23 protein-coding genes and 1 tRNA gene are annotated in these 25,102 nt (G+C 68.6%); 12 read left to right on the top strand and 12 right to left on the bottom strand.

All coding sequences use genetic code 11. The features are described 5' to 3' along the window. Window positions 1-54: 54 nt before the first annotated feature. Entirely contained in the window at window positions 55-873 is an 819-nt protein-coding gene (locus ABZW96_RS11440) for a sulfurtransferase (protein WP_355073621.1), read from the top strand. A 4-nt stretch (window positions 874-877) separates the two neighbouring features. Here the strand turns inward: ABZW96_RS11440 and ABZW96_RS11445 are convergent, their stop codons facing one another. Beyond that, entirely contained in the window at window positions 878-1,240 is a 363-nt protein-coding gene (locus ABZW96_RS11445) for a hypothetical protein (RefSeq protein WP_355073623.1), read from the bottom strand. Window positions 1,241-1,389: 149 nt separating this feature from the next. On the opposite strand from ABZW96_RS11445, the gene ABZW96_RS11450 reads away from it, so the two are divergent. From ABZW96_RS11450 to ABZW96_RS11460, 3 genes are all read left to right on the top strand, one after another. Next, on the top strand, window positions 1,390-4,209 hold the full coding sequence (locus tag ABZW96_RS11450) for a DEAD/DEAH box helicase (RefSeq protein WP_355073625.1): 2,820 nt from the start codon (window positions 1,390-1,392) through the stop codon (window positions 4,207-4,209). Next, a complete protein-coding gene (locus ABZW96_RS11455; protein ID WP_355073627.1) occupies window positions 4,206-4,973 on the top strand; it encodes an SWIM zinc finger family protein in 768 nt (255 codons plus the stop codon). The genes ABZW96_RS11450 and ABZW96_RS11455 overlap by 4 nt, the downstream gene beginning before the upstream one ends. 363 nt (window positions 4,974-5,336) lie before the next feature. After that, window positions 5,337-6,053, top strand: a complete 717-nt coding sequence (locus ABZW96_RS11460) for a helical backbone metal receptor (RefSeq protein WP_355073629.1) — start codon at window positions 5,337-5,339, stop codon at window positions 6,051-6,053. Here ABZW96_RS11460 and ABZW96_RS11465 read toward each other — a convergent pair. From ABZW96_RS11465 to icmF, 3 genes are all read right to left on the bottom strand, one after another. Further along, window positions 6,038-6,151 carry a DUF3224 domain-containing protein gene (locus tag ABZW96_RS11465; RefSeq protein ID WP_355073631.1) on the bottom strand — a complete coding sequence of 38 codons (114 nt, stop codon included), beginning with the start codon at window positions 6,149-6,151 and terminating at the stop codon, window positions 6,038-6,040. The genes ABZW96_RS11460 and ABZW96_RS11465 overlap by 16 nt on opposite strands. Before the next feature lie 46 nt (window positions 6,152-6,197). Continuing rightward, the gene (locus tag ABZW96_RS11470; protein ID WP_355073633.1) at window positions 6,198-7,268 is read right to left on the bottom strand and encodes an amidohydrolase family protein; all 1,071 of its coding nucleotides are present in this window, start codon (window positions 7,266-7,268) and stop codon (window positions 6,198-6,200) included. 212 nt (window positions 7,269-7,480) lie between these two features. Further along, the gene (icmF, locus tag ABZW96_RS11475; RefSeq protein WP_355073635.1) at window positions 7,481-10,699 is read right to left on the bottom strand and encodes a fused isobutyryl-CoA mutase/GTPase IcmF; all 3,219 of its coding nucleotides are present in this window, start codon (window positions 10,697-10,699) and stop codon (window positions 7,481-7,483) included. A gap of 193 nt (window positions 10,700-10,892) precedes the next feature. Here icmF and ABZW96_RS11480 point away from each other — a divergent pair, with 193 nt between their 5' ends. The 6 genes from ABZW96_RS11480 (at window position 10,893) to ABZW96_RS11505 (ending at window position 17,601) form a co-directional block, all read left to right on the top strand. Continuing rightward, complete coding sequence (locus ABZW96_RS11480) at window positions 10,893-11,870, top strand: DUF2157 domain-containing protein (RefSeq protein WP_355073637.1); 978 nt, start codon at window positions 10,893-10,895, stop codon at window positions 11,868-11,870. A 137-nt stretch (window positions 11,871-12,007) separates the two neighbouring features. Further along, window positions 12,008-13,507 carry a CoA-acylating methylmalonate-semialdehyde dehydrogenase gene (locus ABZW96_RS11485; protein ID WP_355073639.1) on the top strand — a complete coding sequence of 500 codons (1,500 nt, stop codon included), beginning with the start codon at window positions 12,008-12,010 and terminating at the stop codon, window positions 13,505-13,507. Between the two features lie 5 nt (window positions 13,508-13,512). Next, window positions 13,513-14,652, top strand: a complete 1,140-nt coding sequence (locus tag ABZW96_RS11490; protein ID WP_355073641.1) for an acyl-CoA dehydrogenase family protein — start codon at window positions 13,513-13,515, stop codon at window positions 14,650-14,652. Window positions 14,653-14,870: 218 nt separating this feature from the next. Further along, window positions 14,871-15,935, top strand: a complete 1,065-nt coding sequence (locus ABZW96_RS11495) for an enoyl-CoA hydratase/isomerase family protein (RefSeq protein WP_355073643.1) — start codon at window positions 14,871-14,873, stop codon at window positions 15,933-15,935. Beyond that, complete coding sequence (mmsB, locus tag ABZW96_RS11500) at window positions 15,935-16,831, top strand: 3-hydroxyisobutyrate dehydrogenase (RefSeq protein ID WP_355073645.1); 897 nt, start codon at window positions 15,935-15,937, stop codon at window positions 16,829-16,831. Before ABZW96_RS11495 ends, mmsB begins: the two co-directional genes overlap by 1 nt. Next, window positions 16,828-17,601, top strand: a complete 774-nt coding sequence (locus ABZW96_RS11505; RefSeq protein ID WP_355073647.1) for an enoyl-CoA hydratase — start codon at window positions 16,828-16,830, stop codon at window positions 17,599-17,601. Before mmsB ends, ABZW96_RS11505 begins: the two co-directional genes overlap by 4 nt. Window positions 17,602-17,638: 37 nt before the next feature. On the opposite strand, the gene ABZW96_RS11510 is transcribed toward ABZW96_RS11505, so the two are convergent. Together ABZW96_RS11510 and ABZW96_RS11515 are read right to left on the bottom strand one after the other, a co-directional pair. Next, window positions 17,639-18,670, bottom strand: coding sequence for an Hsp70 family protein (locus tag ABZW96_RS11510; RefSeq protein WP_355073649.1), 1,032 nt, complete (start codon window positions 18,668-18,670; stop codon window positions 17,639-17,641). Window positions 18,671-18,795: 125 nt separating this feature from the next. Beyond that, a complete protein-coding gene (locus tag ABZW96_RS11515) occupies window positions 18,796-19,347 on the bottom strand; it encodes a MarR family transcriptional regulator (RefSeq protein WP_355073651.1) in 552 nt (183 codons plus the stop codon). 113 nt (window positions 19,348-19,460) lie between these two features. On the opposite strand from ABZW96_RS11515, the gene ABZW96_RS11520 reads away from it, so the two are divergent. Next, window positions 19,461-19,532 (top strand) — tRNA-Cys (locus ABZW96_RS11520). A 44-nt stretch (window positions 19,533-19,576) separates the two neighbouring features. Here ABZW96_RS11520 and ABZW96_RS11525 read toward each other — a convergent pair. The 6 genes from ABZW96_RS11525 to ABZW96_RS11550 all read right to left on the bottom strand — a co-directional run bounded on the left by ABZW96_RS11525 (window position 19,577) and on the right by ABZW96_RS11550 (window position 23,839). After that, entirely contained in the window at window positions 19,577-20,731 is a 1,155-nt protein-coding gene (locus ABZW96_RS11525) for a tyrosine-type recombinase/integrase (protein ID WP_355073653.1), read from the bottom strand. A gap of 59 nt (window positions 20,732-20,790) precedes the next feature. Further along, window positions 20,791-20,997, bottom strand: coding sequence for an AlpA family phage regulatory protein (locus ABZW96_RS11530; RefSeq protein ID WP_062971012.1), 207 nt, complete (start codon window positions 20,995-20,997; stop codon window positions 20,791-20,793). Window positions 20,998-21,010: 13 nt separating this feature from the next. Beyond that, window positions 21,011-22,651: a replication initiator gene (locus ABZW96_RS11535; protein WP_355073654.1), complete on the bottom strand. Its 1,641-nt coding sequence runs from the start codon at window positions 22,649-22,651 to the stop codon at window positions 21,011-21,013. A gap of 77 nt (window positions 22,652-22,728) precedes the next feature. Beyond that, complete coding sequence (locus ABZW96_RS11540; protein WP_355073656.1) at window positions 22,729-23,154, bottom strand: hypothetical protein; 426 nt, start codon at window positions 23,152-23,154, stop codon at window positions 22,729-22,731. Beyond that, window positions 23,151-23,438: a hypothetical protein gene (locus ABZW96_RS11545; RefSeq protein ID WP_355073657.1), complete on the bottom strand. Its 288-nt coding sequence runs from the start codon at window positions 23,436-23,438 to the stop codon at window positions 23,151-23,153. Before ABZW96_RS11545 ends, ABZW96_RS11540 begins: the two co-directional genes overlap by 4 nt. Further along, complete coding sequence (locus tag ABZW96_RS11550; protein WP_355073659.1) at window positions 23,438-23,839, bottom strand: hypothetical protein; 402 nt, start codon at window positions 23,837-23,839, stop codon at window positions 23,438-23,440. Before ABZW96_RS11550 ends, ABZW96_RS11545 begins: the two co-directional genes overlap by 1 nt. A 230-nt stretch (window positions 23,840-24,069) precedes the next feature. On the opposite strand from ABZW96_RS11550, the gene ABZW96_RS11555 reads away from it, so the two are divergent. Continuing rightward, entirely contained in the window at window positions 24,070-24,807 is a 738-nt protein-coding gene (locus tag ABZW96_RS11555; protein WP_355073661.1) for a GntR family transcriptional regulator, read from the top strand. The last annotated feature ends 295 nt before the right edge of the window (window positions 24,808-25,102 follow it).

A 25,102-nucleotide genomic window follows, 5' to 3' on the forward strand; every position in this document is an offset into this window, starting at 1 on the left:
TGCGTAGGGTGGGGAGTCGGTGCGCGAGGACGCGATTCGGGACGAGGAGCTGAGTTGAGCGCGGTACTGATCTCACCGGAGGAGCTTCGGAAAGCGTTGCCGGACAAGCGGCTTCGCCTACTGGATGTGCGATGGGCGCTGGGCGATCCGGACGGGCCGCAGCACTATCTCGCCGGCCACGTTCCCGGCGCGGTGTTCGTCGACCTGGAAACCGAGCTGGCCGCGCCGCCGTCACCCGCGCGCGGCAGGCATCCGCTGCCGGAGCCCGCGCAACTGGAGAAGTGCGCGCGCAGCTGGGGCCTGTGCGAGGGCGACCCCGTGGTGGTCTACGACGCCACCGGCGGCATGGCCGCCGCGCGCGCCTGGTGGCTGCTGCGCTGGGCGGGTGTCGCGGACGTGCGCATCCTCGACGGCGGGCTGCCCGCCTGGATCGACGCGGGCGGGTCCGTCGCGACCGGCGCGGAACCCGACCCCGAGCCGGGCGATGTCGAAGTGCGTCCCGGTCACCTGCCCGTGATCGACGCCGACGCGGCGGCCCGCTGGAAGGGCGTGCTACTGGACGCCAGGGCCAGCGAGCGCTTCCGCGGCGACGTGGAGCCGATCGACCCCCGCGCCGGGCACATCCCCGGCGCGCTGAGCGCTCCGACCGCCGACAATCTCGACGCGGCCGGGCGCTTCCGCGCCGTCGCGGAACTGCGCGACCGCTTCGCCGATTTCGGATCCGGGCCGGTGGCCGTGTACTGCGGTTCCGGTGTGACAGCGGCGCACCAGGTCGCCGCGCTCGCCATCGCGGGCGTCGAGGCGGCCTTGTATCCCGGGTCGTGGTCGCAGTGGTCGAACGATCCGAAACGGCCGGTCGCGACCGGTAACTGACGCCTTACAGCCAGGCCCGGGCCAGGAGATCGTCGTCGACGACCTCGCTCGCCCGGGGCGGGAACCGGGTGGCCGCGATCGACTCGATATGCGATCCGTCGTGCCCGATCACCCACGAGCCGCCGCGCTCCTCGCATTCGGCGATCTTCGCGAAGGTGGTGAGCAGGAACGTGATCGCCTCGCGCGGGTCGGTGGTGCGGGCCAGCCGCTGGGATTCACCTGGGCGCGACAGGTCAAGCCACACCCCGCACTGCCCGTCGAGCCGCATGCCGACGATCTTGTCGGCATGCACGAAGGTGAATTTGCGCCGTTCCCACGTGGTCGTCGGTGTGAAGCTCTGCTCGAGAACCTGGAGCAGAATCGTCATGCTGCTTCCTCCGCTTCCTTGACACCAAGCTGCGGTTGTTCTGCGATGACCTGCGGATATTCCAGTATGTGCCGGTTGGGCGCAGAAATCCACAACGGTCCGGGCACGGTGTGCGCGGCCGTGTCGTACCCGCCTGCTTGGATGGGGTGATGCTGCACGGACTGTGGTCGCCGGGTGCCGGGTTGCTGCTCTGGCACGACTCGCCGGTCGCCGCGACGTCCGCCGAGCTTCCGGATCCGCTGGGCAGCGTGCTGCGCGCGTCGAAGTTCCGGCACCGGGCCGAGGTCCTGGTCGTCGAGCACGGGATCGCCGGGACCGAGCAGGTCCGCGCGCACGCGCTGGCCCCGGTCGCGGCAGCGGAGGCCCTCCGGCAGCGGTTGCCCGCCGACCTGGTGGCGGGGGATCTGCGGTATCTGGCGCATGTCGCGGGCGGCATCGAACGCTGGGTGCGCGCCGGGCGTGTCGTGCCGGACCTGCGCAGGGAGGACGGCCAGTGGTGGGTGCGCTGGCGGCTGGTCGGCGGGGAGCGGCAGCGGGCTTGGCTGGCCGAGCTGGCGGTCGCCATGCCGGAGGCGCTGCGGGTGGCCGGGCGTCCGGCAGCGCTGCTCGAGGACCTGGTCACCGAACTCACCGACCCGATCGCGCGGTCACTGGCCGACCTGCCGGACTCGCCGCATCCCCTGGTGGCCGCCCTGGTCGGCGACATTCCGCTGGACAACGGCAGCTATCAGGTCGCCGAGGTGCTCGAGGGCTGGCGGGCCAGCCTGACCGGTGACGAGCCGGAACTGGTGCTGCGTCTGCTGGAACCGGATGGCGAACTCGGTCTCGCCGACGAGTCGGTGGCGTTGTGGCGGCTGGAGGTGTGCCTGCGGCTCACCGGTGAGGCGCCCAGAACCGTTCCGCTGCACGAGGACCCGAATCTGGTCCGGATCGCGGGGGACAAGCTCGGCGCGGCCAAGCGGGCATATCCGAGGCTGCGTGACCTGCCGAGCGATCCGCGCAGCATGGATCTGCTGTTGCCCACCGAAGTGGTGCTCGACCTGGTCGCGCACGGCGTGCACGCCCTGCATGCGGTGGGGGTCCAACTGCTGCTCCCGCGCGCCTGGAGTGTCGCCGAGCCGAGCATGCGGTTGCGGGTGGAGAGCGCGGTGCCCGCCGCGGAGAGCACGGTCGGTCTGCCCGGCCTGGTGTCCTACCGCTGGGAACTCGCGCTCGGCGGCATGGTGCTGACCACGGCCGAGATGGAACGCCTGGTGCGCGCCAAATCCGATCTCGTCGAGTTGCGCGGTCAATGGGTGCAGGCCGATCACAAGGCGCTGGTCGCCGCGGCCAAGTACGTCGCCGCGCACGCCGACGACTCGCCGATCACCTTCGCGGACATGCTCGGCGAGATCGCGGTCTCCCGGGTGCCCCAGGTGCCGATCACCGAGGTCACCGCCTCGGGATGGGCGGGGGACCTGCTCGACCGCGCTCGGCAGCCGGAAGCGGTCGCCGCGCCCGTCGGGTTGAAGGCCGAGCTGCGCCCCTACCAGGAACGCGGCCTGGCCTGGCTGGCGACCATGAGCCGGATGAGTTGCGGGGCGATCCTGGCCGACGACATGGGACTCGGCAAGACCGTCCAGGTGCTCGCCCTGCTGGTGCACGAGCGCGAGAACGCGACGTCCGAGCCGGCGCCGCCGGGCCCGACCTTGCTGGTGTGCCCGATGTCGGTGGTCGGCAACTGGCAGCGCGAGGCGGAGCGGTTCGCACCCGACCTGCGGGTGTGGGTGCATCACGGCGCGGGCCGGCGGGTGGGCGCCGAACTCGACGAGACGGTCGCCGCCGCGGATCTGGTGATCACCACCTACGCTCTGCTGGCGCGCGACGCCGGGGAACTCGGCAGACAGCACTGGGACCGCGTCGTACTGGACGAAGCGCAGCACATCAAGAACGCGGGGACGCGGCAGGCGCGGGCGGCGCGGTCGCTGCGCGCGCGACATCGATTGGCGCTCACCGGCACGCCGGTGGAGAACCGGTTGGAAGAGCTGCGTTCCATCATGGATTTCGCGGTGCCGAAAGTGCTCGGCAGTCCGCAGTCCTTCCGCGCCCGCTTCGCGGTGCCCATCGAACGCGAGCGCGACCAGAACGCGATCAGTCGCCTGCGCTGGCTGACCCAGCCGTTCGTGCTGCGCCGGGTGAAGACCGACCCCACGGTGATCAGCGACCTGCCCGAGAAGCTGGAGATGACCGTGCGGGCCAACCTCACCGTCGAGCAGGCCTCGCTGTACCAGGCGGTCGTGGACGACATGCTGGCCAAGATCAAGGACGCGAAGGGCATGGCGCGCAAAGGCGCCGTGCTCGGTGCGCTCACCCGGCTCAAGCAGGTGTGCAACCATCCCGCGCATTTCCTGGGCGACGGGTCGAGTGTGCTGCACCGAGGGGCACATCGCTCCGGCAAGCTCGCCCTCGTCGAGGACGTGGTGGACGCGGTGCTGGCCGACGGTGAGAAGGCGCTGCTGTTCACCCAATTCCGGGAATTCGGCGAGCTGGTCGCGCCCTATCTGGCCGAGCGGTTCGGCGCGGCGATCCCGTTCCTGCACGGCGGCGTGCCGAAGAAGAAGCGCGACGCGATGGTCACCGGCTTCCAGGCGCCGGACGGACCGCCGCTGATGTTGTTGTCGCTCAAGGCGGGTGGCACCGGGCTCAATCTCACCGCTGCCAATCACGTGGTCCACCTGGATCGCTGGTGGAATCCCGCGGTGGAGAACCAGGCCACCGACCGCGCCTTCCGGATCGGCCAGCAGCGCAACGTGCAGGTGCGCAAGCTGGTGTGCGTGGACACGATCGAGGAGCGGATCGACGAGATGATCAACGGCAAGCGGCAGCTCGCCGATCTGGCCGTCGGCGCGGGGGAGAACTGGATCACCGAACTGAGCACCGACGAATTGCGCGACTTGTTCGCCCTGGGTGCGGCGGCGGTGGGCGAATGAGTCCGTTCATCGACTACTCCGAGTACGGGAAGAAGCTGCCGGTGCGCGGCGGAGTGGAAGCCCGCAGCAGACGAGGCGGTTTCGGGCGCACCTGGTGGGGCAGGGCGCTGGTGGAATCGGTCGAGCGAATGGCGGAGCCGGGGCGGCTGGCGCGCGGTCGCAACTACGCCCGATCCGGCCAGGTGGTGAACTACCGGATCGAGCCGGGCGCGGTGACGGCGGAAGTGCAAGGCAGCCAACCGCGTCCGTTCACGGCGGTGTTCACCGTGCGCCCGCTGCGCGAGGACGAACTCGAGTTGCTCATCGAGACCATTCGCTCGGCGCCGGGCATGCTCGCCGAGATCGCCTCGGGCGCGTTGCCCACCGGGCTGGGGCCGCTGCTGCTGCCGAGCACCGCGGCGGACCTGGATTTCACCTGCAGCTGCCCGGACCCGGGCTGGCCGTGCAAGCACGTGGCGGCGGTCTGCTACCTGCTGGCCGAGCGGCTCGACGAACACCCGCGCGAGATCCTGACCCTGCGCGGACTCGACCTGGACACGCTGATCGGGGGCATCGAGCGCGAGCCGAGACCCACCGTTTCCGACGATCCGTACGGTGAGCGCGTTTCGCTGCCGGACTTGCCCGCGGTCGAATTCCGGGCGGCGCCGGAGGATTTGGATCCGCTGCTGCTCCGTAAGGCGCTGCGGATGACTTCGGCGGACGAGACGGTCGCCGCGACCGGTCTGCGCGATCTCACCGCGCTCTATCGGCGGTTCGACCGCTGACGTTGGTTGGCACCCAGCATCGGGGCTGTCGGTTACCGCCGGTCTGTCGGGGCGGGATCGATACCGGCGGAGCGAAGGGACCGGAGACTTCCCGACGCCGGGTGCCGTTATTCAGTGTCGCGCCGCTCAACCCCGCGCGGAACTGCCCCAGCCACGCCCGGATGCTGCCCTTGCACCGCACTTGCCGCATCTCTCCCGGCGTGGCCCGATCGTCGCGGCTGGGCTCGCTTCGTCCAGAAAAGGCCGCCCACCTGCGTGAATCTTCTGTTATAGGCTGACAGCGTGGCAGGAAAGAGCCCAGCGGCCGGGTCGCCCCGCGACGACCTCGGTACTCCGGTGGATCTCCGCACACCCCCGCGCCGGGTGGTGTCGCTCGTTCCGTCGCTGACCGAGGCGGTGGCGCGCACTTGTCCGGAAGTCCTCGTCGCCGCCACGCAATGGTGCACGCACCCAGCCGATCTCGCGGTCGAGCGCGTCCGGGGGACCAAGAACCCGGATGTCCGCCGGATCGTCGAACTCGCCCCCGACCTGGTGCTGTGCAACAAGGAGGAGAACCGCCGCCTCGACGTAGAACGCCTGCGCGCGGCGGGAATTCCGGTGTGGGTTACCGAGATAGAGACCGTCGACGAGGCCATGGCCTCCCTGACCCGGCTCTGCGTGGAGGCGCTCGGCGTCGACTCGCCCGCCTGGCTCACCGAGGCCCGATCCGTTTGGGCCGCACCACCGCCCGAGCCGGCGCGCGCCGCCGTCATCCCGGTCTGGCGCGACCCGTGGATGGTGGTCGGACGGAACACCTTCACCGGCGACATCGCTCGCCGTTTGGGCCTGCGGCTGGTGCATGCCGATCGCCCCGACCGCTATCCGCGCGTCACGCAGGCCGAATTGATCGAAGGCGTCGACCTCGCGGTGCTTCCCGACGAACCCTATGTCTTCACCGAAACCGATGGGCCAGAAGCGTTTCCGGACATCCCGGTCGCGCTGGTGGAAGGCCGCGCCCTCACCTGGTATGGGCCCTCATTGGCAACTGCCCGCGATACCCTCACCGCGCAACTGGCTCGGGCGGCTCAACCCAATTCGTAGTCGAACCAGATGTGGTGCGTGCCGTCGGCGTCCACGTGCAGTCCGCCCGTGCCCGTAATGCCCGCGAGGTCACCGGTGCCGCTGGCGGGCACGATCACGCAGAACTCGTTCGTGCGGTCGGCGCCGCGGGCACCGACAACCGGCTCAGTCGGCGATCCGGTACACCCGCTGCGCGGTGGTCCGGAAGACCTGCTCGAGTTCGGTCGGGCCGCCCCCGTGGCCGGTGACGGCGGTCGCGATGGCCTCGATGCTGTTCGCGATGCTGGTGACCGGCTTGTCCACCGGGAAGTTCGACCCCCAGATGAGACGGTCCGCGCCGAAGACGTCCGCGGCGTGTTCGACCAGCGGACCGATCCGGTCGAGCAGCTGCGGCACCGGCGTCGGCGTGCCGCGCGGCGGGATCGGATGGCCGAGGATCGGCATCATCAGCCCGCTCACCTTCGCGACCACGTTCGGGCGCGCGGCCAGTGCGGCGAGATCGTCGCGCCACCGCACCAGCAACTGCCTGCGCAGCCCGGGATTGGTGCCGGTGTGCTTGCCCACCGCCCCGAAGATCCCCGCGGGCGTGCCGAGGTGGTTCAGCACGATCGGCACTTCGGGATAGCGTTCGGCCAGCGCGGTGACGTCGGGAATGGCATGCGAGTACACCCAGGCCTCGAACGACAGGCCGCGCTCGGCCAGCCGCGCGAAGCCGTCCAGGAATTCCTTGGTCGCGAGCTTGCCGGGCGCGTCGGTGAACGACCGAACACCGGGATCGGGATGGTGGGCGACCATGGTGCGGATACCGCGCAGTAGCGGCGAGGCGGCCGCGTGCGCGTCGAGGAGCTCCCCGAACCGGGGGTCGGCCGGATCGCCGCCCGCGAGGATCGCGCCGAGCCGTGGCGCCGCTTCCAGCGGCAGCCCGGCCACCCAGGCGGTTTCCCCGGCCTTCCCGAGCGGTCCGGGTTGCGACCATTCGACTTCGATGTGCGCGACCACCTCCACCGGCGCGTTCCCGGCGTCGGCGCGGTAGTCGAACGGAAGGTAGGGCCGCAGGTAGGCGACCGGGTCACCGACGAATTCCCGGTCCCGGCGCGGCGCGAGGCGCTTCGCGGCGTCCACCGGGACCGGCAACAGCCGGAACAGCTTCGCCAGGGCGCTGAAATCCCGGGGTGTGCCGAACGGATCCCACTGGTGGATGTGTGCGTCGATGATCCGGATTCCCGAGAGGTCCATGTCTGCCGTCCCCAACCGCGCCGAAGGTTTGCTCGGCGATTGTCACATGCCCGGCGCGCGGTGAGTTCGGAATCCGCGCCCGCCGAGTCGGCACGGCGGGTTCCGCCGGATCCGCGGGCGAACCCGGTCCGCCAGCGCGAACCGGGCCACCCGGGCATACGGCTGCTCGAAACCCGCGCGAGCGACCGGCTCAACACGGCGCGCAAAAAGACTCACACGTTGCGGCGGTACTGACCTCCGACGGTGAAGAACGTGTCGGTGATCTGCTGCAACGTGCACACGCGGGCGGCGTCCATCAGCACCTCGAAAATGTTGTCGTCGGTGCGGGCGACCGCTTCGAGCCGGGCGAGTGCGGCATGGGCGGCGTCCCGGTTGCGCTGCTGGAACTCACGCACCCGGCGTAGCTGCGACTGCTTCTCCGCTTCGGTGCCGCGCGCCAGTTCCAGCTCCCGGTGCGGCTCCTCGTGGGAGTTGCGGAAGGTGTTCACCCCGATGATGGGCAGCGACCCGTCGTGCTTGCGCTGTTCGTAGCGCATCGACTCGTCCTGGATCTTGCCGCGCTGATAACCGGTCTCCATCGCGCCGAGCACGCCGCCGCGTTCGCTGATCCGCTCGAACTCGGTGAGCACCGCCTCCTCGACCAGATCGGTGAGCTCATCGATGAGGAAGCTGCCCTGTAGCGGGTTCTCGTTCATCGCGACGCCCCACTCCCGGTTGATTATCAGCTGGATGGCCAGCGCGCGCCGCACCGATTCCTCGGTCGGGGTGGTGACCGCCTCGTCGTAGGCATTGGTGTGCAGGCTGTTGCAGTTGTCGTAGATCGCGATCAGCGCCTGCAACGTGGTGCGGATGTCGTTGAAGTTCATCTCCTGCGCGTGCAGCGACCGGCCGGAGGTCTGGATGTGGTACTTCAGCTTCTGCGACCGCTCGTTGGCGCCGTAACGGTCCCGCATGGCCACGGCCCAGATGCGGCGGGCCACCCGGCCGATCACCGAATACTCCGGATCCATCCCGTTGGAGAAGAAGAAGGACAGGTTCGGCGCGAAGTCATCGATATGCATGCCGCGCGCGAGATACGCCTCCACATAGGTGAATCCGTTCGCCAGGGTGAAGGCCAGCTGGCTGATCGGGTTCGCGCCCGCCTCGGCGATGTGGTAGCCGGAGATCGACACCGAGTAGAAATTGCGTACGCCGTTGCGCACGAACCATTCCTGGATGTCGGCCATCATGCGCAGGCTGAATTCGGTGGAGAAGATGCAGGTGTTCTGGCCTTGGTCCTCCTTGAGGATGTCGGCCTGCACCGTGCCGCGCACCGTGGCCAGCGTGCGGGCTCGCAGGTCGGCCGCTTCGGCGTCGGTCGGCGGCCGTCCCTGCTGCGCGGTGAAGCGTTCCAGCGCCTGATCGATCGCGGTGTTGAGGAAGTAGGCCAGGATGGTCGGCGCCGGACCGTTGATCGTCATCGAGACCGAGGTGGTCGGCGCGGTCAGGTCGAAACCGTCGTAGAGCACTTCCATGTCGTCGAGCGAGGCGATCGACACGCCGGAGGTGCCGACCTTGCCGTAGATATCGGGCCGCTCGGCGGGATCGTGCCCGTAGAGCGTGACCGAATCGAACGCCGTGGACAGCCTTTTCGCCTCGGAGTGCTCGCTGAGCACCTTGAACCGGCGGTTGGTGCGGAACGGATCGCCCTCACCCGCGAACATCCGGGCCGGGTCCTCGTTGTCGCGTTTGAACGGGAACACTCCGGCGGTGAAGGGGAAGCGCCCCGGCAGATGCTCGGCGCGCAGGAAACGCAGCAGCTCACCGTGATCGGTGAAGCGGGGCAGGGCGACGCGCGGAATCGAGTTGCCCGACAGGGTCTCCCGGCGCAGCGGAGTGTGTATCTCCCGGTCCCGCACCCGGATCACCTGTTCTTCCCCGCGGTAGGACTCGGCGAGGGCGGGCCACTCGGCCAGCAGTGCGGCGTTCGCGGGGGTGAGGTCGGCGCGGGCGCGTTCGGTCAGTTCGGCCACGGCGGTGTCGTCCGGCAGTTCGAGCGCCACCTGCTCGAGTCGTTGCAGCCGTTGCGCGGCGACGACCTGCGCGGCGGTCTCGGCGTGGTAGTCGCGCACGGTCTCGGCGATCTCGGCCAGGTAGCGCACCCGTGCGGGCGGGATGAGCTGGGCGAACCTGGTGGACGCGCGGGTGTCCACCCGGGGCAGCGCGCCGGGCTCCAGCCGCAGGCCGTGGTTCGCGAGCAGGCCGGTCAGGTGCTGGTAGAGCGCCGTCACCCCGTCGTCGTTGAACGTCGCCGCGCTGGTGCCGAAGACCGGCATGTCCTGCGGCGCGGCGTGGAACTCCTCGCGGTTGCGGATCAGCTGCCTGGCCACGTCCCGCAGTGCGTCCGCGGCCCCTCGGCGCTCGAACTTGTTGATCGCCACCACGTCCGCGTAGTCCAGCATGTCGATCTTCTCCAGCTGGGAGGCGGCGCCGAACTCGGGCGTCATCACGTACATCGACACGTCGACGTGGTCGATCACCGCGGCGTCCCCCTGGCCGATGCCGGGCGTTTCGAGGATGACCAGGTCGTATCCCGCTGCCTTGCAGGCGGCCACGATGAGATCGATGTTGTCGGGCAGTTCGTGTCCGCCGCGGGTGGCCAGCGACCGGAAGAAGACGTGTTCGCCGTCGAGGGCGTTCATGCGGATGCGGTCGCCGAGCAGCGCGCCGCCCCCGCGCCGCCGGGTCGGGTCGACCGCGAGGATCGCGACCCGCACCTTGTCCTGCTGGTCCGAGCGCAGCCTGCGCACCAATTCGTCGGTGAGCGAGGACTTTCCGGAGCCGCCCGTCCCGGTGATGCCGAGCACCGGCACGGTTCGCGCCGCCGCGGTCTCGGCCAGTTTCCGCCGGTCGGCCTCCGGCAGCGCGTCCGCTTGCAGACAGGTGATGACGCGCGCCAGGGCGGCGCGCTCGCCCGCGAGCACCGCGTCGAGCACCGGCGGCTCGGCCGCGAGGTCGACGTCGCAGGCGCGGATGAGCTGATTGATCATGCCGGGCAGCCCGAGTCGCTGTCCGTCCTCGGGGGAGAAGATGGTCACGCCGGACGCGGCCAGTCGGGCGATCTCCTCCGCCACGATCACGCCACCGCCACCGCCGAAGATCCGCACGTGCTCGGCTCCGGCTTTCCGCAGGGCGTCCGCGAGATATTCGAAGTACTCGACGTGGCCGCCCTGATAGGAGCTGACGGCGACGCCTTGGGCGTCTTCGGTGAGCACGGCGTCGACCACCTCGCTGACCGAGCGGTTGTGACCGAGATGGATCACCTCCGCCCCCTGGCTCTGCAGGATGCGGCGCATGATGTTGATCGCCGCGTCGTGCCCGTCGAACAGGGCCGCCGAGGTAACGAAGCGAACGGGATGGGTGGGCGTGTAGAGCGCGCTGCTGTCGGCCACTGGGATTCCTCCGGGGATTCCATTGTCGCCCGATACTAGGACGTCAAACTAATTCTACGGTGACTGTGATCACACCGCCAGCCGATTGCGGCGGGTCGCGCCCGCTCGGTTTCATCGGACGACGGGCCCTGTGCCGACCGGTTCGCGTGGCCGATCGTGTTGTCATGGCGGCGGACTCGGACATACTGGGCGCATGGTGAGCGACGGCAAAGCGGAAGCCGCAATCGGACGGCTGGTCGCCGACGGCGTGCTGACTCGCGACCAGGCCGACGCGGTGCTCGCGGCGCTGGCCGTCGAGCGGGCCGCGGCGACCGCGCGCGGGAAGGTGCTCGCCGAGATCGCCGCCTACGTCGGCGCCGGTCTGGTGTTCGGCGGGATCGCCCTGGTGGCGGCCTCGTCCTGGGACGCGCTCGACCGGCCGGTCCGGGTCGGCGTGCTCGCCGTCGTGGCGGCCGGCTTGCTGCTCGGCGGAGTAGTGCTCGCAGGGGTGCCGTCCGGCCGCAGGAGCGCGCTGAACGCCCGCGACAGGTTGGCGGCCGTGCTGTTCGCGCTGGGCTCCGTCGCGCTGGCCGGATCCGTCGGCACCGCGCTCGACGCGGCCGACGCCGCTTGGGTTTTCGCATGCGTGGCGGGGGCGGTGATCGCGGTACTCGGTTATCTCGCGCTGCCCTCCGTCCTCGGCATGCTCGTCTGCGCCTGCTTCGTGCCCGCGGCCGTCGCGGGGATGCTGACCGAAGTGTTCGGTCTCGACGACACGTGGGCCTGCGTGGCGGTGTTGCTGCTCGGTGCGGGGTGGTTCGCGCTGACCAGGATCGACGCCCTGGTCGATATCCGGGTCGGATACCTGATCGCGATCGTCACCTCCGTCGCGGCCGCGCAGAGTCTCGATATCGACGGTCGCACCTGGGCCTACGCGATCACCGCGGTGATCGCGGTGGTCTGCTTCGCGTTGTATGCGACCCAGCGCTCGGCCGTGCTCGTCATCGGGGGTGGTGTGGCCATCGCGGTGGCGGCGGGGGAGGCGGTCTCGGAATGGACCGGTGACTCGCTCGGCGCCGCGGCGGTGGTCGTGGCGATCGGCGCGATCACGCTCGCGGTGGGCGCGTTCCGGTTGGCGCGGCCACGGCGGGAAAAGGAAGCCGACCCGGCGGTTCCGGTATCGCAGGCGTAGGCCATCCGCGCGGTCGTCCGTGGACACGTGGGATGAATCACATCGCGCCCGACGCCCTGCCAATACTTGGACGTCCAACTATAGGATGACCGCATACCGCTCTGCGGTGTCCCGATCGCTACGAGAACAGGACTGGCATGGTTCGCGAACTCACCCATTTCATCGGCGGACAGCATGTGCCGGGCACGTCCGGCAATTTCGGCGACGTCTTCGATCCCAACCTCGGCCAGGTGCAGGCGCGGGTGCCGCTGGCGAGCAAGTCCGAGGTCGAGGCGGCCATCGCGAACGCCGAGGCGGCGCAGCCGCAATGGGCCGCGTTCAACCCGCAGAAGCGGGCGCGTGTGCTGATGAAGTTCCTGACCCTGGTGCAGGACGAGATGGATTCGCTGGCCGCCCTGCTGTCGTCCGAGCACGGCAAGACCATCGCCGACGCGAAGGGCGACATCCAGCGCGGCCTGGAGGTCATCGAGTTCGCCACCGGCATCCCGCACCTGCTCAAAGGCGAATACACCGAGGGCGCGGGCACCGGCATCGACGTGTACTCGATGCGTCAGCCACTCGGCGTCGTCGCGGGCATCACGCCGTTCAACTTCCCGGCCATGATCCCGCTGTGGAAGGCCGGTCCCGCGCTGGCCACCGGCAACGCGTTCGTGCTCAAGCCCTCCGAGCGCGACCCCTCGGTGCCGCTGCGACTGGCGGAGCTGTTCCTCGAGGCCGGTCTGCCCGCCGGTGTGTTCAACGTGGTCAACGGTGACAAGGAAGCCGTCGACACGCTGCTGCACGATCCGCGCATCAAGGCGGTCGGCTTCGTCGGCTCCACCCCCATCGCGCAGTACATCTACGAGACCGCGACCGCGAACGGCAAGCGCGCCCAGTGCTTCGGCGGCGCGAAGAACCACGCGATCGTGATGCCGGACGCGGACCTCGACGACGTGGCCGATCAGCTGATCGGCGCGGGCTACGGTTCCGCGGGCGAGCGCTGCATGGCCATCTCGGTGGCCGTCCCGGTCGGCGAGGAGACCGCCGACCGCCTGGTTGCCAAGCTGACCGAGCGGGTGCACAAGCTCAACGTCGGCCGCTCCGACGATCCCGGCGCCGACTACGGCCCGCTGGTCGGTCAGGACGGCGTGAACCGGGTGAACAACTACGTCCAGATCGGCATCGATGAGGGCGCCGAACTGGTGGTGGACGGCCGCGGCCTGGTCGTGGAGGGCGCCGAGAACGGCTACTTCGTCGGCGCGACGCTGTTCGACAAGGTGACCCCGGAGATGCGGATCTACCGCGAGGAGATCTTCGGCCCGGTGCTCAGCGTGGTCCGCGCCAAGGACTACGAGGAGGGGCTGCGGCTGGCCAACGAGCACGAGTACGGCAACGGCGTCGCGATCTTCACCAGGGACGGCGACACCGCCCGTGACTTCGCCGCGCGCGTGCAGGTCGGCATGGTCGGGGTCAACGTGCCGATCCCGGTGCCGATCGCCTACTACACCTTCGGCGGGTGGAAGCGTTCGGGCTTCGGCGACCTGAACCAGCACGGGCCGGACTCGATCCGCTTCTACACCAAGACCAAGACGGTGACGCAGCGCTGGCCCGCTGGGCTCAAGGAGAGCAACGCGTTCGTCATCCCGACGATGGACTGACGCGGATGTTCGCACTCGACGACGACGAGAAGGCGATCCGCGACACCGCGCGCGGCTTCGCCGACGAATTCCTCGCGCCGAACGCGCTGGAATGGGACGAGCAGAAGCATTTTCCGGTGGACGTGCTGCGCAAGGCGGGGCCGCTGGGCCTCGGCGGTATCTACGTGCGCGAGGACGTGGGCGGTTCGGGCCTGCGCAGGCTCGACGCCGTGCGCATCTTCGAGCAGCTGGCCACCGGCTGCCCGGCCATCGCCGCCTACATCTCCATCCACAACATGGCCACGTGGATGATCGACCGCTACGGCGACGACGAACAGCGCCACCGCTGGCTGCCCCGGCTGACCGCGATGGAACTGCTGGCCAGCTACGCGCTCACCGAGCCGGGCGTCGGCTCCGACGCGGCGGCGTTGAGCACCAAGGCCGTGCGCGACGGTGACGACTACGTCTTCAACGGCGCCAAGCAGTTCATCTCCGGCGCGGGCGCCACGGACGTCTACGTCGTCATGGCGCGGACCAGTGACGCGGGAGCGCGCGGGATCTCGGCGTTCATCGTGCCCGCCGACACTCCCGGCATCTCCGTCGGAGCCAATGAGAAGAAGATGGGCTGGAACGCGCAGCCGACCCGTCAGGTGATCTTCTCCGATGCCAGGGTCCCCGCGGCCAACCGCCTCGGCGCGGAGGGCGACGGCTTCCGCATCGCGATGAACGGGCTCAACGGCGGCAGGCTCAACATCGCCGCGTGCTCGGTCGGCGGTGCGCAGGCGGCGCTGGACAAGACGGTGCCGTATCTCGCCGAGCGGCACGCGTTCGGCAAGCCGCTGCTGCGGAATCCGGCGCTGCAATTCGAACTCGCCGATATGCGCATCGAATTGGAGGCCGCCCGCACGCTGCTGTGGCGGGCCGCCGCGGCGCTGGACGCCGACGCGCCGGACAAGGTGGAGCTGTGCGCCATGGCGAAGCGCTTCGCCACCGACGCGGGCTTCGAGGTGGCCAACAAGGCCCTGCAACTGCACGGCGGCTACGGCTACCTGACCGAATACGGCGTGGAGAAGATCGTCCGGGATCTGCGGGTGCACCAGATCCTCGAGGGCACCAACGAAATCATGCGGCTGGTCGTCGCCCGCTCATTGGTAGGAGCGGCATGAGCGGTCAGGCCCGGAGGAGACAGCGGAGCGTGACCACGCAGGGCCCCGCTCATGCCGGAAAGGACAGAGCATGAGCGGTCAGGCCCGGAGGAGGCAGCGGAGCGTGACCACGCAGGGCCCCGCTCATGCCGGAAAGGACAGAGCATGAGCGGTCAGGCCCGGAGGCGGCAGCGCAGCGTGACCACGCAGGGTCCCGATCATGTCGGAAAGGACAGAGTATGAGCGAGCCAGAAGTTCTGCTCGAACAGCGTGACGGGCTCGGCCTGATCACGCTGAACCGGCCGAAGGCCATCAACGCGCTGAACCACTCGATGGCTCTCGCCATCACCGACGCGTTGCGCGAGTGGGCCGAGGACGACGCGGTGCGCACCGTCGTGGTCACCGGCGCGGGGGAGCGCGGACTGTGCGCGGGCGGCGACATCGTCGCCATCCACGCCGACGCGAAAAGTGGTGCGAACACGGCGGATTCGGCCACCGGACAGTTCTGGCGCGACGAGTACGTCCTCAACGCCCTGATCGGTCGCTACCCGAAGCCGTACGTGGTGATCATGGACGGCATCGTGATGGGCGGCGGTGTCGGGCTCTCGGGCCACGGCAGCCACCGCGTCGTGACCGAGCGCTCCAAGATCGGCATGCCCGAGGTGGGCATCGGGTTCGTCCCGGACGTCGGCGGCACCTACCTGCTCGCGCGGACGCCGGGCGAGATCGGCACGCACGTCGCGCTGACCACCGCCCGCATGAGCGCGGGTGACGCCATCGCCGCGGGCTTCGCGGACTACTTCGTCGCCTCCGAGCATCTGCCCGCCCTGCTGGAGACGTTGCGCACGGAGAGCGCCGACATCGCGATCGCCAAATTCGCCACGGACGCACCGGAATCCGCGCTGGCCGCCGAGCAGGACTGGATCGACGTCTGCTACGGAGCCGATTCCGCGGAGGAGATCGTCGCGCGGCTGCAAGCGCACGACGCGCCGGGCGCGCGGGCGGCGGCCACCGAGATTCTGGCGAAATCCCCGGTGGCGCTGAAGGTGACGCTGCGCTCGCTGCGGGCGGCGCGCACCGCGCCGAGTCTCGAGGCGGTGCTGAACGAGGAGTACCGGGTGTCCATCGCGTCGCTGTCGTCGCACGATCTGGTCGAGGGCATTCGTGCCCAGGTGATCGACAAGGATCGTGATCCGCGATGGTCGCCCGCGACCCTCGATGCGGTCACGGACGCGCAGGTGGACGCGTACTTCGCCGAGTTGGGCGATCGAGAGCTGGGTCTGCGGACCCCGGAGGTGGCGTGATGAGCAAGCGAATCGGTTTCCTCGGCCTCGGCCACATGGGCGCGCCGATGGCGGCCAACCTGGTGCGGGCGGGCTACGAGGTGCTCGCCTTCGACCCGGTGCCCGCGGCGCGGGAGCAGGCCGGGCGCGACGGCGCGATCGTGGTGGATGCGGCCACCGAGGCCGCCGCGGCCGAGACCGTGATCACCATGCTGCCCAACGGCGAACTCGTCCTCGACGTGTACGCCGAACTGGTCCCGGTCGCCGCGCCGGGCACGCTGTTCATCGACTGCTCCACCATCGACGTGGCCGATGCCAAGGTCGCGGCCGAACGCGCCACCGCAGCGGGGCACCGCGCGCTGGACGCACCGGTCTCCGGTGGTGTCGGCGGCGCGGCGGCGGGCACGCTGACCTTCATGGTCGGCGGCGCCGCCGCGGACTTCGCCGACGCGCTGCCGGTGCTCGAGGTGATGGGCGGCAAGGTCGTGCACTGCGGCGGCTCCGGCGTGGGCCAGGCGGCGAAGATCTGCAACAACATGCTGCTCGGCGTGTCCATGATCGCGCTGTCGGAGTCGCTGGTGCTGGGCGAGAAGCTGGGCCTGAGCCATCAGTCCTTCTTCGACGTGGTCTCCACGGCTTCCGGCCAGAGCTGGGCGCTGACCAGCTACTGCCCGGTCCCCGGCCCGGTGCCGACCAGTCCGGCCAACAACGACTACCAGCCCGGCTTCGCGACGGCGCTGATGTCGAAGGACTTGGGCCTGGCCGCGAACGCGTTGCGCGACAACAACGTCGACGGGCAGCTCGGATTGCTCGCCGCCGCGATCTACGACCGTTTCAACCAGACGGATGCCGGACGGGACTTCTCGGCTATCGTCACCGATATCCGTGACCGTTCCGACCAAGAGGGTGCCGAGTGAGCTTCGAGACGATTCTGCTGGAACGCAAGGGCCGGGTCGGCTGGATCACGCTGAACCGGCCGAAGGCGCTGAACGCGCTGAACGCGCAGGTCCTCGACGACGTCATCGCCGCGCTCGACGAGCTCGAGCACGACGACGAGATCGGGGCCATCGTGATCACCGGTTCGGAGCGCGCCTTCGCGGCGGGCGCCGACATCAAGGAGATGCAGCCCAAGTCGTACATGGACATGTTCCTGAACGACTACTTCGCCCGCTGGGACCGGCTGGCGCAGTTCCGCAAGCCCACCATCGCGGCGGTGGCGGGCTACGCGCTGGGCGGCGGTTGTGAGCTGGCCATGATCTGCGACATCTTGCTCGCGGCCGACACCGCCAAGTTCGGGCAGCCGGAGATCAAGCTGGGCGTCATCCCCGGCATCGGCGGCTCACAGCGCCTGACCCGCGCGATCGGCAAGGCCAAGGCCATGGATCTGGTGCTCACCGGCCGCAACATGGACGCGGAGGAGGCCGAGCGGGCGGGATTGGTCTCGCGTATCGTGCCCGCCGCGGAACTGCTCGACACCGCCCTCGAGGTCGCCGAGACCATCGCGGGGATGTCGCTGCCGGTCACCATGATCGCCAAGGAAGCGGTGAACCGCTCGTTCGAGACCACGCTCGCCGAGGGGCTGCGCTTCGAACGGCGAGTCTTCCACTCGCTGTTCGCGATCGAGGATCAGAAGGAAGGCATGAGCGCCTTCGTCGAGAAGCGTCCGGCGAAGTTCACCAACCGCTGACACCGGTTCCGCCCGGCCGGATCGCTCGGCCGGGCGGTTATCCGGTGGGGGGCGCGACGATCTTCGCGGGCACCTTGTTCCCTTCCGGCGGGGGCGCGTCCTCGTTCGTGGCGAGCAGTCCGGCGATGGTGGCGCCCAGCGCGATGGTGACCGCCGCCGCCGCGATGAGTTTGCGCCGGTCGACGGTGGCCGGGACCAGGGTGGCTCCGGCGCGTAGCCGCGCCATCCGGACGTCGCCGCCTCGTCGTTCCGCGGCGAGCAGCACGGCGCCGCGCGCGGAGACGAAGTCGGGTTCGGGGTCGTAGACGATCGGCAGGTCGATGTGTTCGGCCAGCTCGGCGCGAATGCTGGGACTGCGGGTGCAGCCGCCGAGCAGCACCATGGCCTCCGGTCGCACGCCGGTCTCGTCGATGATCTGCCGCACGAACGACACCGAGTGATGAATGCCCGCCGCGCACAGTTCGGCCAGGTCGCTGCGGGTGAGAACGGCCCGGTCGCCGGTGCCGTCGTCGATCGCGGTGACCACCCTCGCCTCGCTCAGTTCTTCGCGATGACGCCGGATGGTCGGCGTGTCGGTGAGCACGCCGTCGCGGGCCAGACGCCAGCGCAACAGCGCGTCGTAGCCGTCGCCGCCGAGGACCGTGCTGCGTTTGCTGGACAGAATCGTGTCGGTGCGGCAATCGGCGTGGGTGATGGTCAGTCCCGAGCTGCCCAGGTCGTAGAGGATCACCGTGCCGCTGTCCGGCAGTTGCCCCGTGAAGCGCAGGTAGCGCAGCTGGGCGAGCGGTTCGTCGACGATGGTCACGTCACGGCCGCCGACGCCTGCGCGGATGGCGTCGGCGTGCAGCGGACAGCGGCACGTCACCGCCGTGCCCGAGATCAGCTCGTCGCGCCGGTCGGCGGCGCCGTTCATCCGGCGGATCGCCTCGAGGACCGATTCCTCGACGCCGCCGCCCGCCCGCCGCGGCACTTCGCAGCTATCGATCGGGGGTAGGTGTGGCTGATCGGAGTGTGTCAGCATCGCGTGAGCGCCGCCAGCGCCCGCCGATACACCCAAGACCAGCACCATGATCTCCATGGTGGACCTTTTCCGTTCCGCTGCCAAGACGGCGTGCCCGGTAATTCGCCGGTTGGATGCCGGAATGTCATCCCTCGGTCGGTCGGCAGCGGTATGCGACCGACCGGTACGTCGAATTAGTCTGTGGCCGTGGCCGACCAGCGCGCCGTTCCCTCCGCGGTCTCGAAGTCGCCCGCGGCATGTCGGAATTCGGCGAGCAGTTGCAGGAGAGTGTGCAGTCGTTCCGGAGGGAGGCCGGGGAGCGCGAAGACTTTCGCGTTGAGTTCCTCGGTCGCCTTCGCCACCAATTCGCGTCCGGCGTCGGTGATTTCGATCAAGGTAGCGCGCCGGTCGCTGGGATGCGGTACCCGCTCGACGAGCTTCGCCGCCTCCAGTCGGTCGACGGTGTTGGTGACGCTGGTTGGGTGCACCTGCAAGCGAGCGCTGGCCTTCGCCATCGGCAGCGCGCCGGTTTTGCTGAAACTGAGCAGCCGGAGCAACTCATAGCGAGAGAAGGTCAATCCCGTGGGTTTCAGCGCCTCGTCCACCCGTGCCATCACGATTTGCTGAGCCCGAACCAGCGACGTCACCGCGGCCATGCCGTCGGCGACATCCCCCCAGCCGTGGCCGACCCACTGGCGGTGGGCTTCCTCGATCGGATCGTTCGGAAGCGGGCGTGGCCGAGACATGTTCCGATCATTCCATGCCACCACAGGAGGGCGGGGGCATCCGGCCAGGCTTCGGATCACCGTGAGCGCAATGGTGGGCCGGGCCGTCGCCCACGGGCACTATCTAGGGCGAGGCGGGCGTGGCTGAGTGGTTTAGGCAACGGTCTGCAAAGCCGTTTACGCGGGTTCAATTCCCGCCGCTCGCTCTATGGTCAGGGCTGTTTTTGGGAGGTCGGAGCCAGATTTTGCGTCATGCGGTCCGCAATTCGTCCGCAGCAGCCCTGGCACCGGCCTCCATCCCCGCCGCGACGACATCCAGGTCGTCAGGGAACAGGTGACCGTACAAATCGAGCGTGAGCATCGCGGTCTTGTGGCCGAGCATCCGCTGGACGACCTTGATGTTGGCCCCGGCACTGATCGCCAGCGACGCCGCGGTATGACGCAGGCCGTGCGGCACAAGGCCACGGAGCCCAACCGAGTTCGCGGCCTCGTTGAACACCCGACGAAACTCGTTGTACTCCAGCAGCCCGCCGTCCTTCTCGCTCGGGAACAGCTGCGCGGACAACTCGCGGCCCTCCATAAGGTCTTGGAGATCCTTCGCCAACGTTTCCGGGATCGGCACCGCCCGCGAGTTGTGGTTCTTCGTGTCCGTCACCACGGTCCCCTTCCCAGCGACCGGAGTTGCTGAACGAGTTATCCGGAGCCGCCGATTCGCCAGGTCCACGTCCATCACCCGCAGGGCCGACGCCTCACCGATACGGATACCGGTGTAGGCGAGGGTGAACACCAGCGGACGCAACCGGCCCGCCGCCAAAGCCAGCCGCATGACCTCCAGGTGAGTGAGGTACCGCCGCTCACCCGCCAGCATCGACGGAAGCTCGACGTCGACCGCAGGGTTGCTCGCAAGCCGCTTGGACTTCACCGCGAACCGCAGCACCTGGCCGAGCACCTGATACGCCTGGATCACCCGGGACGCCGACAGGCCCTGCCCCTTGAACCGGGCACTACCCGACTCCGACAGGTTCACCACCCAGTCCTGTATGTCCTCGAAGTCGATATCCCGCAGCGGTACCGAGCCCCACTGCGGCAGCACGAGCGTATCCAGCAGGGACCGGTAGCCCGCGACAGTCTTCGGCTTGCGGAACTTCTTCGTCGCGAACCACTTCTCCGCGACCACCGAGAACAGGACGCCACTACGGTCCGGATCGACCCACGTCCCGGTCACGACCTTGGTCGTCACATCGCTGTCCAGCCAGCGCTGGGCCTCGGCCTTGGTGTCGAACGACTGGGAGCGCTCGACGCCGTTCGGGTCGACATAGCGAGCCCGCCACCGCTTGCCCTTGCCGAACCGCTCGGCTGACTTCTCCTTCTTCTTGGACTTCGCGCCGGTCACCGGATCAGTCACGACCACAGTCGGATACCAGCGATCCTCGATCCCGGAACGCGGGTTACGCCGAGTCGCCATCAGGCAGCCTCACCCGTGCCGGTCAGCCGTTCCTGCTCCGCGATCCAGGCCAGTACGACGGACTTGCGCCACACCCGCCGACGCGGTCCCAGCTTGAACGATTCCGGGCCGCGACCCACATGCGCCCACCACCGCCAGGTCGCCTCCGGGATACCGGTCAGTTCCTCGCACTGCTTCGCCCGGAGAAAGGTGTCGTTCTCACTCATGGTCAGTTCCTCCCTATGCCGCCACTGGGCTTGTGAACGAATTCGGTTGTGCCGCAACAGCATCGTCCGGTGGTCCTCCGGTCGTTGCGAGCCGAGCCATCGTGTATTGCGCGCGCTGACTGATCCGGGCCGAGACGCGCGCCATGACCAGATGCGAACGCGGAGGCGCATCGTGGTCGCCGGGCCGGACCGGGGTGATACGCAGGTGCGAGGTGTCCGGCGGGATGATGCCGATCGCGGCGAGTTCGTTGCGTACGAACTCCAAGCGTTCGGCCTTGTGGTCGGGGAGAGTCTTGCCGCTCCACTTGGTGGAGGTCACGCAGCGCTTACCGGGGACGCCGAGCAGGTCACGGCGATGGTTGCGGCCCCGGCAGTGGCCCGGCTGGGTCTTCTCGCTGGCGCCCTTCGGGACGATGCCGTAGCGCAGCCACACCGCACACGTCGGTGAGCACGGGGTGCGCTGGAGCTCCGCGTGCAACCGGTCGTAGTGACGGTTCACGCGCGGGCTGTCGGACTCCAGGACTTCGGCGACGGACTTGGTCAGGTACTTCGTCAGGTAGCCGACCTTGCGATCCATTTCCGGTGTGCCCGCGAGGATCTGAATCGGCTTGGACTGGCCACCGAAACGCAGCGTGTGCGCGGGTTCGATGTCGTCGACGGAATCGATGATGTCCAGGGCGTCATCCCAGTAGGTCAGCGCCCGCCCGGTCTTCGGGTCCACGAAAGTGCCGGCGCCGTGGTCCCAGACCGGCATGTTGTCGCCGGTGTAGACCTCGCGGTCGAAGTGTGGCCACCAGATGTTGACGTAGGTTGCCGCGGTCACCTGGTAGAGCAGCTTGGTCGGGATCGAACCTCGGATGGCCAGGTGGATGTGTGGGGCCCCGCGCTTCTGCGGTTCCACGCTGCCCCAGTACTGCACGTTCCAGCCCACCGCCCGGCGCAGGTTCTGCACCCAGCGGTCGAACAGCGCTTTGACGTGCATGATGTCGCGGGCCGCACGCGCGTAGTCATACGACTCCGGATCACGCGGGGAACCGTCCGACACCATCTGCCCGGTTTCCTCGTCGCGGACACGGTTGATTCCGCCGTAGGAGTCCACGGTCAGGGTGTGGAACGTCGAGGGCCGATACTTGCCGTTGGCGTAGGCGGTGCCGATCGTGGTGCGCGCGACCTTCTTGCGTGGCAGGTCCGGCAGGTCGTCACGGCGGCGGGTGGACTTGGCCTTGCGCCGTGGCTTGGCATCCAACGGCGGAAGACGGTCACGCACACCGAGTTCCCGGAGCTCGGCGTCGAGGTCGGCCACCAAGCCCTTGATCGCCTCTGCCAGTTCGTCATCGCCGTCGCGGCGGGCGTCGTGGTACAGGTTGAACTGGTCGGCACGCGCGGCCAGCACTTCGGCCTGTGCTTCGGTGACCACCGGTTCCGGTTGCACGGGTTCGTGTTCGGCGCACCAGCCTTCCCGCAGCTGGGTCACGCGCACGTACTTGTTCGCCTTCGCGCACGCCGGGCACGTCGATGCCACGGTGGCCTTGCACGGAGCTCCGACGTAGGAGACCCGGCCGGTGTTGGTGTCGAACGCGCGCATCGGCACCACCCGAGCACACACGCCGTGCTGTTCGGCGACAGCTTCGGCGATATCCCGAAGGTCCGGCATCGCGCGACGCTCAGCGGCGGTCTGACGATTCGGCGCGACGGCACCGACCGGAGCCGTGCCGATGGGCTGGGTTGTGGTCACAGGGCCACCGCCTCACCCGTTCCCGCGTCGAGAGGAACGACCGGCGTGACCCGCTTGGAGGCCACCGGCGGATGCGTGTACTCGTAGTAGGTGCGGTCGTTGTAGCTCGACCAATGCCCCGACTCGGTCACCACCTCGCCCTTGCCGGTGACACCCAGCACCCGATGCACCGCCGGAGCGACATGGATGAGGCCGAACGCGCACGTGCAGCCCTGCGGCCCCGAGAACGCCAACCCGGTACCGTCGCACTGACGGCACACCGTCCACACCGAAACCTCGTGCAACGCAACGCAATCCGGGTGCTGGCAATCCGCCTCGCCGCACCAGATGCAGCGCCGGGCGAAGGTCAGCCGGGGCGGACGCAACGGCTCAGCTGTCCGGCCCCGCAGCGTGATCACATTCCCGCGCGTCTGCTCGCTCATGCCGACACCCCCGCCGCGTCCAGGTCGACCACCGACCACGGCGTCTGCGTGACCCGCAACAGAACCAGCGCCGCGTCAACCACGTAATCCGGCGGGTCAAGCTCGGTCTCCCAAACCCGGATCGGGTGCCAGGTCAACGGCACACGGGGCCACTGCACCGGGCCGATTACCTCGTTCAGCCGCTCGGCGAACGCCTTCGGTCCCAGCCCCATCAGCTGACGGGCACGGATCAGGACCTCTCGCTTCGGCGACATCCAGGTCTTCGGCATCACCACATCAGCCATCACGCCACCGCCCCGAGCTCGATCACGTTGTCCAGCTCCACCGGCGACACCTGCGGAGTGGTCGTCAGCACCCACTCCACCGGGCTCAGGCGGAGAACCAGCTCTGCGAAGTCGGTCGCCTGCCACAGCATCGCGTCGTACTGCTCGCTGTAGGCCAGACGCAGCAGCCCGCACTCACGCCACCGCGCGCACATCGCCCCGAACTCCGGCGAGCCCACCGGCCCCAACCCGGCGATTTCCTCGAACGCGATCGACATCCGGTTCGGCCGCGCCAACAGCCAGGCCAGCGTCCAGCGCTCCTGGATCGACAACGCCTCCGCACCCAGCAACAGCAACCGCGCCCGGTCTTCGGTCAACTCCTGGACGGGATCGTGGGGGAAGCTTTCAAGTACCATGGACATGACTTCGGAGCTCCAATCTCTGAGGTCGATCGATGCAGCTGAAGCGGTTGCACCCGCTTTGGTTTCGGCTCCCCGGTGGTTGCACCCGCCGGGGAGCTTTACTGTTTGTCGATAGTTCGTATGCTAGCACGCGATTGCAATCGTGAACTAGCACACAGACATGAATGACCGAAATCCGCCAGATGATAGACTTGTATGCCTACTAGTACGCGATTGCCAGGAGGTAATACATGTCGCCGACGTTGGACCGGCCCGCTCCGGCATACATGCAAATCGCTGAACATTTCCGGAAGTTGATCAAGAATGGGGAGCTCCGCGAAGGTGCGAAACTTCCATCTGTAGTCGAGATTGCGCAGGGCTGGCAGGTCGCCAGTGCTACCGCCGCCAAGGCGCTTGGCCAACTGCGCGCAGAGGGATACGTCCAGAGCAACAACCAGGGCACTTTCGTGTCGATTGCGCACAAGCAGACCACCGGCCCGGACCGGTTGCAGATGCTTCGCGCCACCGGCAACGGCTATCGCCCTGGCGAGACCGCCGAGGTCGTCGGCGCCGAACTGACAGAAGCCGATTCCGCAGTGGCACAAGCGCTGTCAGTCGCCGAAGGCTCGTCCGTCATCCGACGACGGCGCATCTACCGTGATGATCTTGGAGTTGTGACGGTATCTACGTCGTGGCTTCCTGGTTCATTCGCAGACGCGGCACCAGAGTTGCTGTCCACCGAGCCCTTGCCGAAGATGACTTTCGGCTTGGTAGAGGAACGAACGGGCCGACGAGCTGTGAGGAGGCGCGACGTCGTAGCCCTCAACCCGGTGCCCGCCGAGATTGCGACCGTGCTTGGTACGCAGCCCGGTACGCCGTCCCTGACCATGACGAACCTCTACTGGGATCAGAACGGCGATCCCACGGAGTACGCCGTTGACTTCCTCGGCACCGGCCGTGAACTCAGCGCCGAGTACTCGCTCGGGTAACCCAACCCTTAACCAACGGCTGAGATGCCACCGGTTCGTTCCATGAGCTGTCGGCGTCTCAGCCGTTCCCGTCTCTCCCCGCGCCCTACGCTCTACGGGTGCTCTACGGGTTGTTGCTGAATTTGGCTATATAGAGTCAAGAGCGCCTGCGGCGGCGCATGCGCGCCGCCGCCGCGCCACGACGCGCAACGGGCACCCTGGCTACGCTGGCGGGAGCCCGGCGCGTCGGCACGTCGGCGGCACGCTTGCGCCCACAATGTCGCTCCAGGACACTATGGGCCACTTCTCCAATAAC

It is taken from the genome of Nocardia sp. NPDC004168, assembly GCF_040610355.1.
Taxonomy (GTDB): domain Bacteria; phylum Actinomycetota; class Actinomycetes; order Mycobacteriales; family Mycobacteriaceae; genus Nocardia; species Nocardia sichangensis.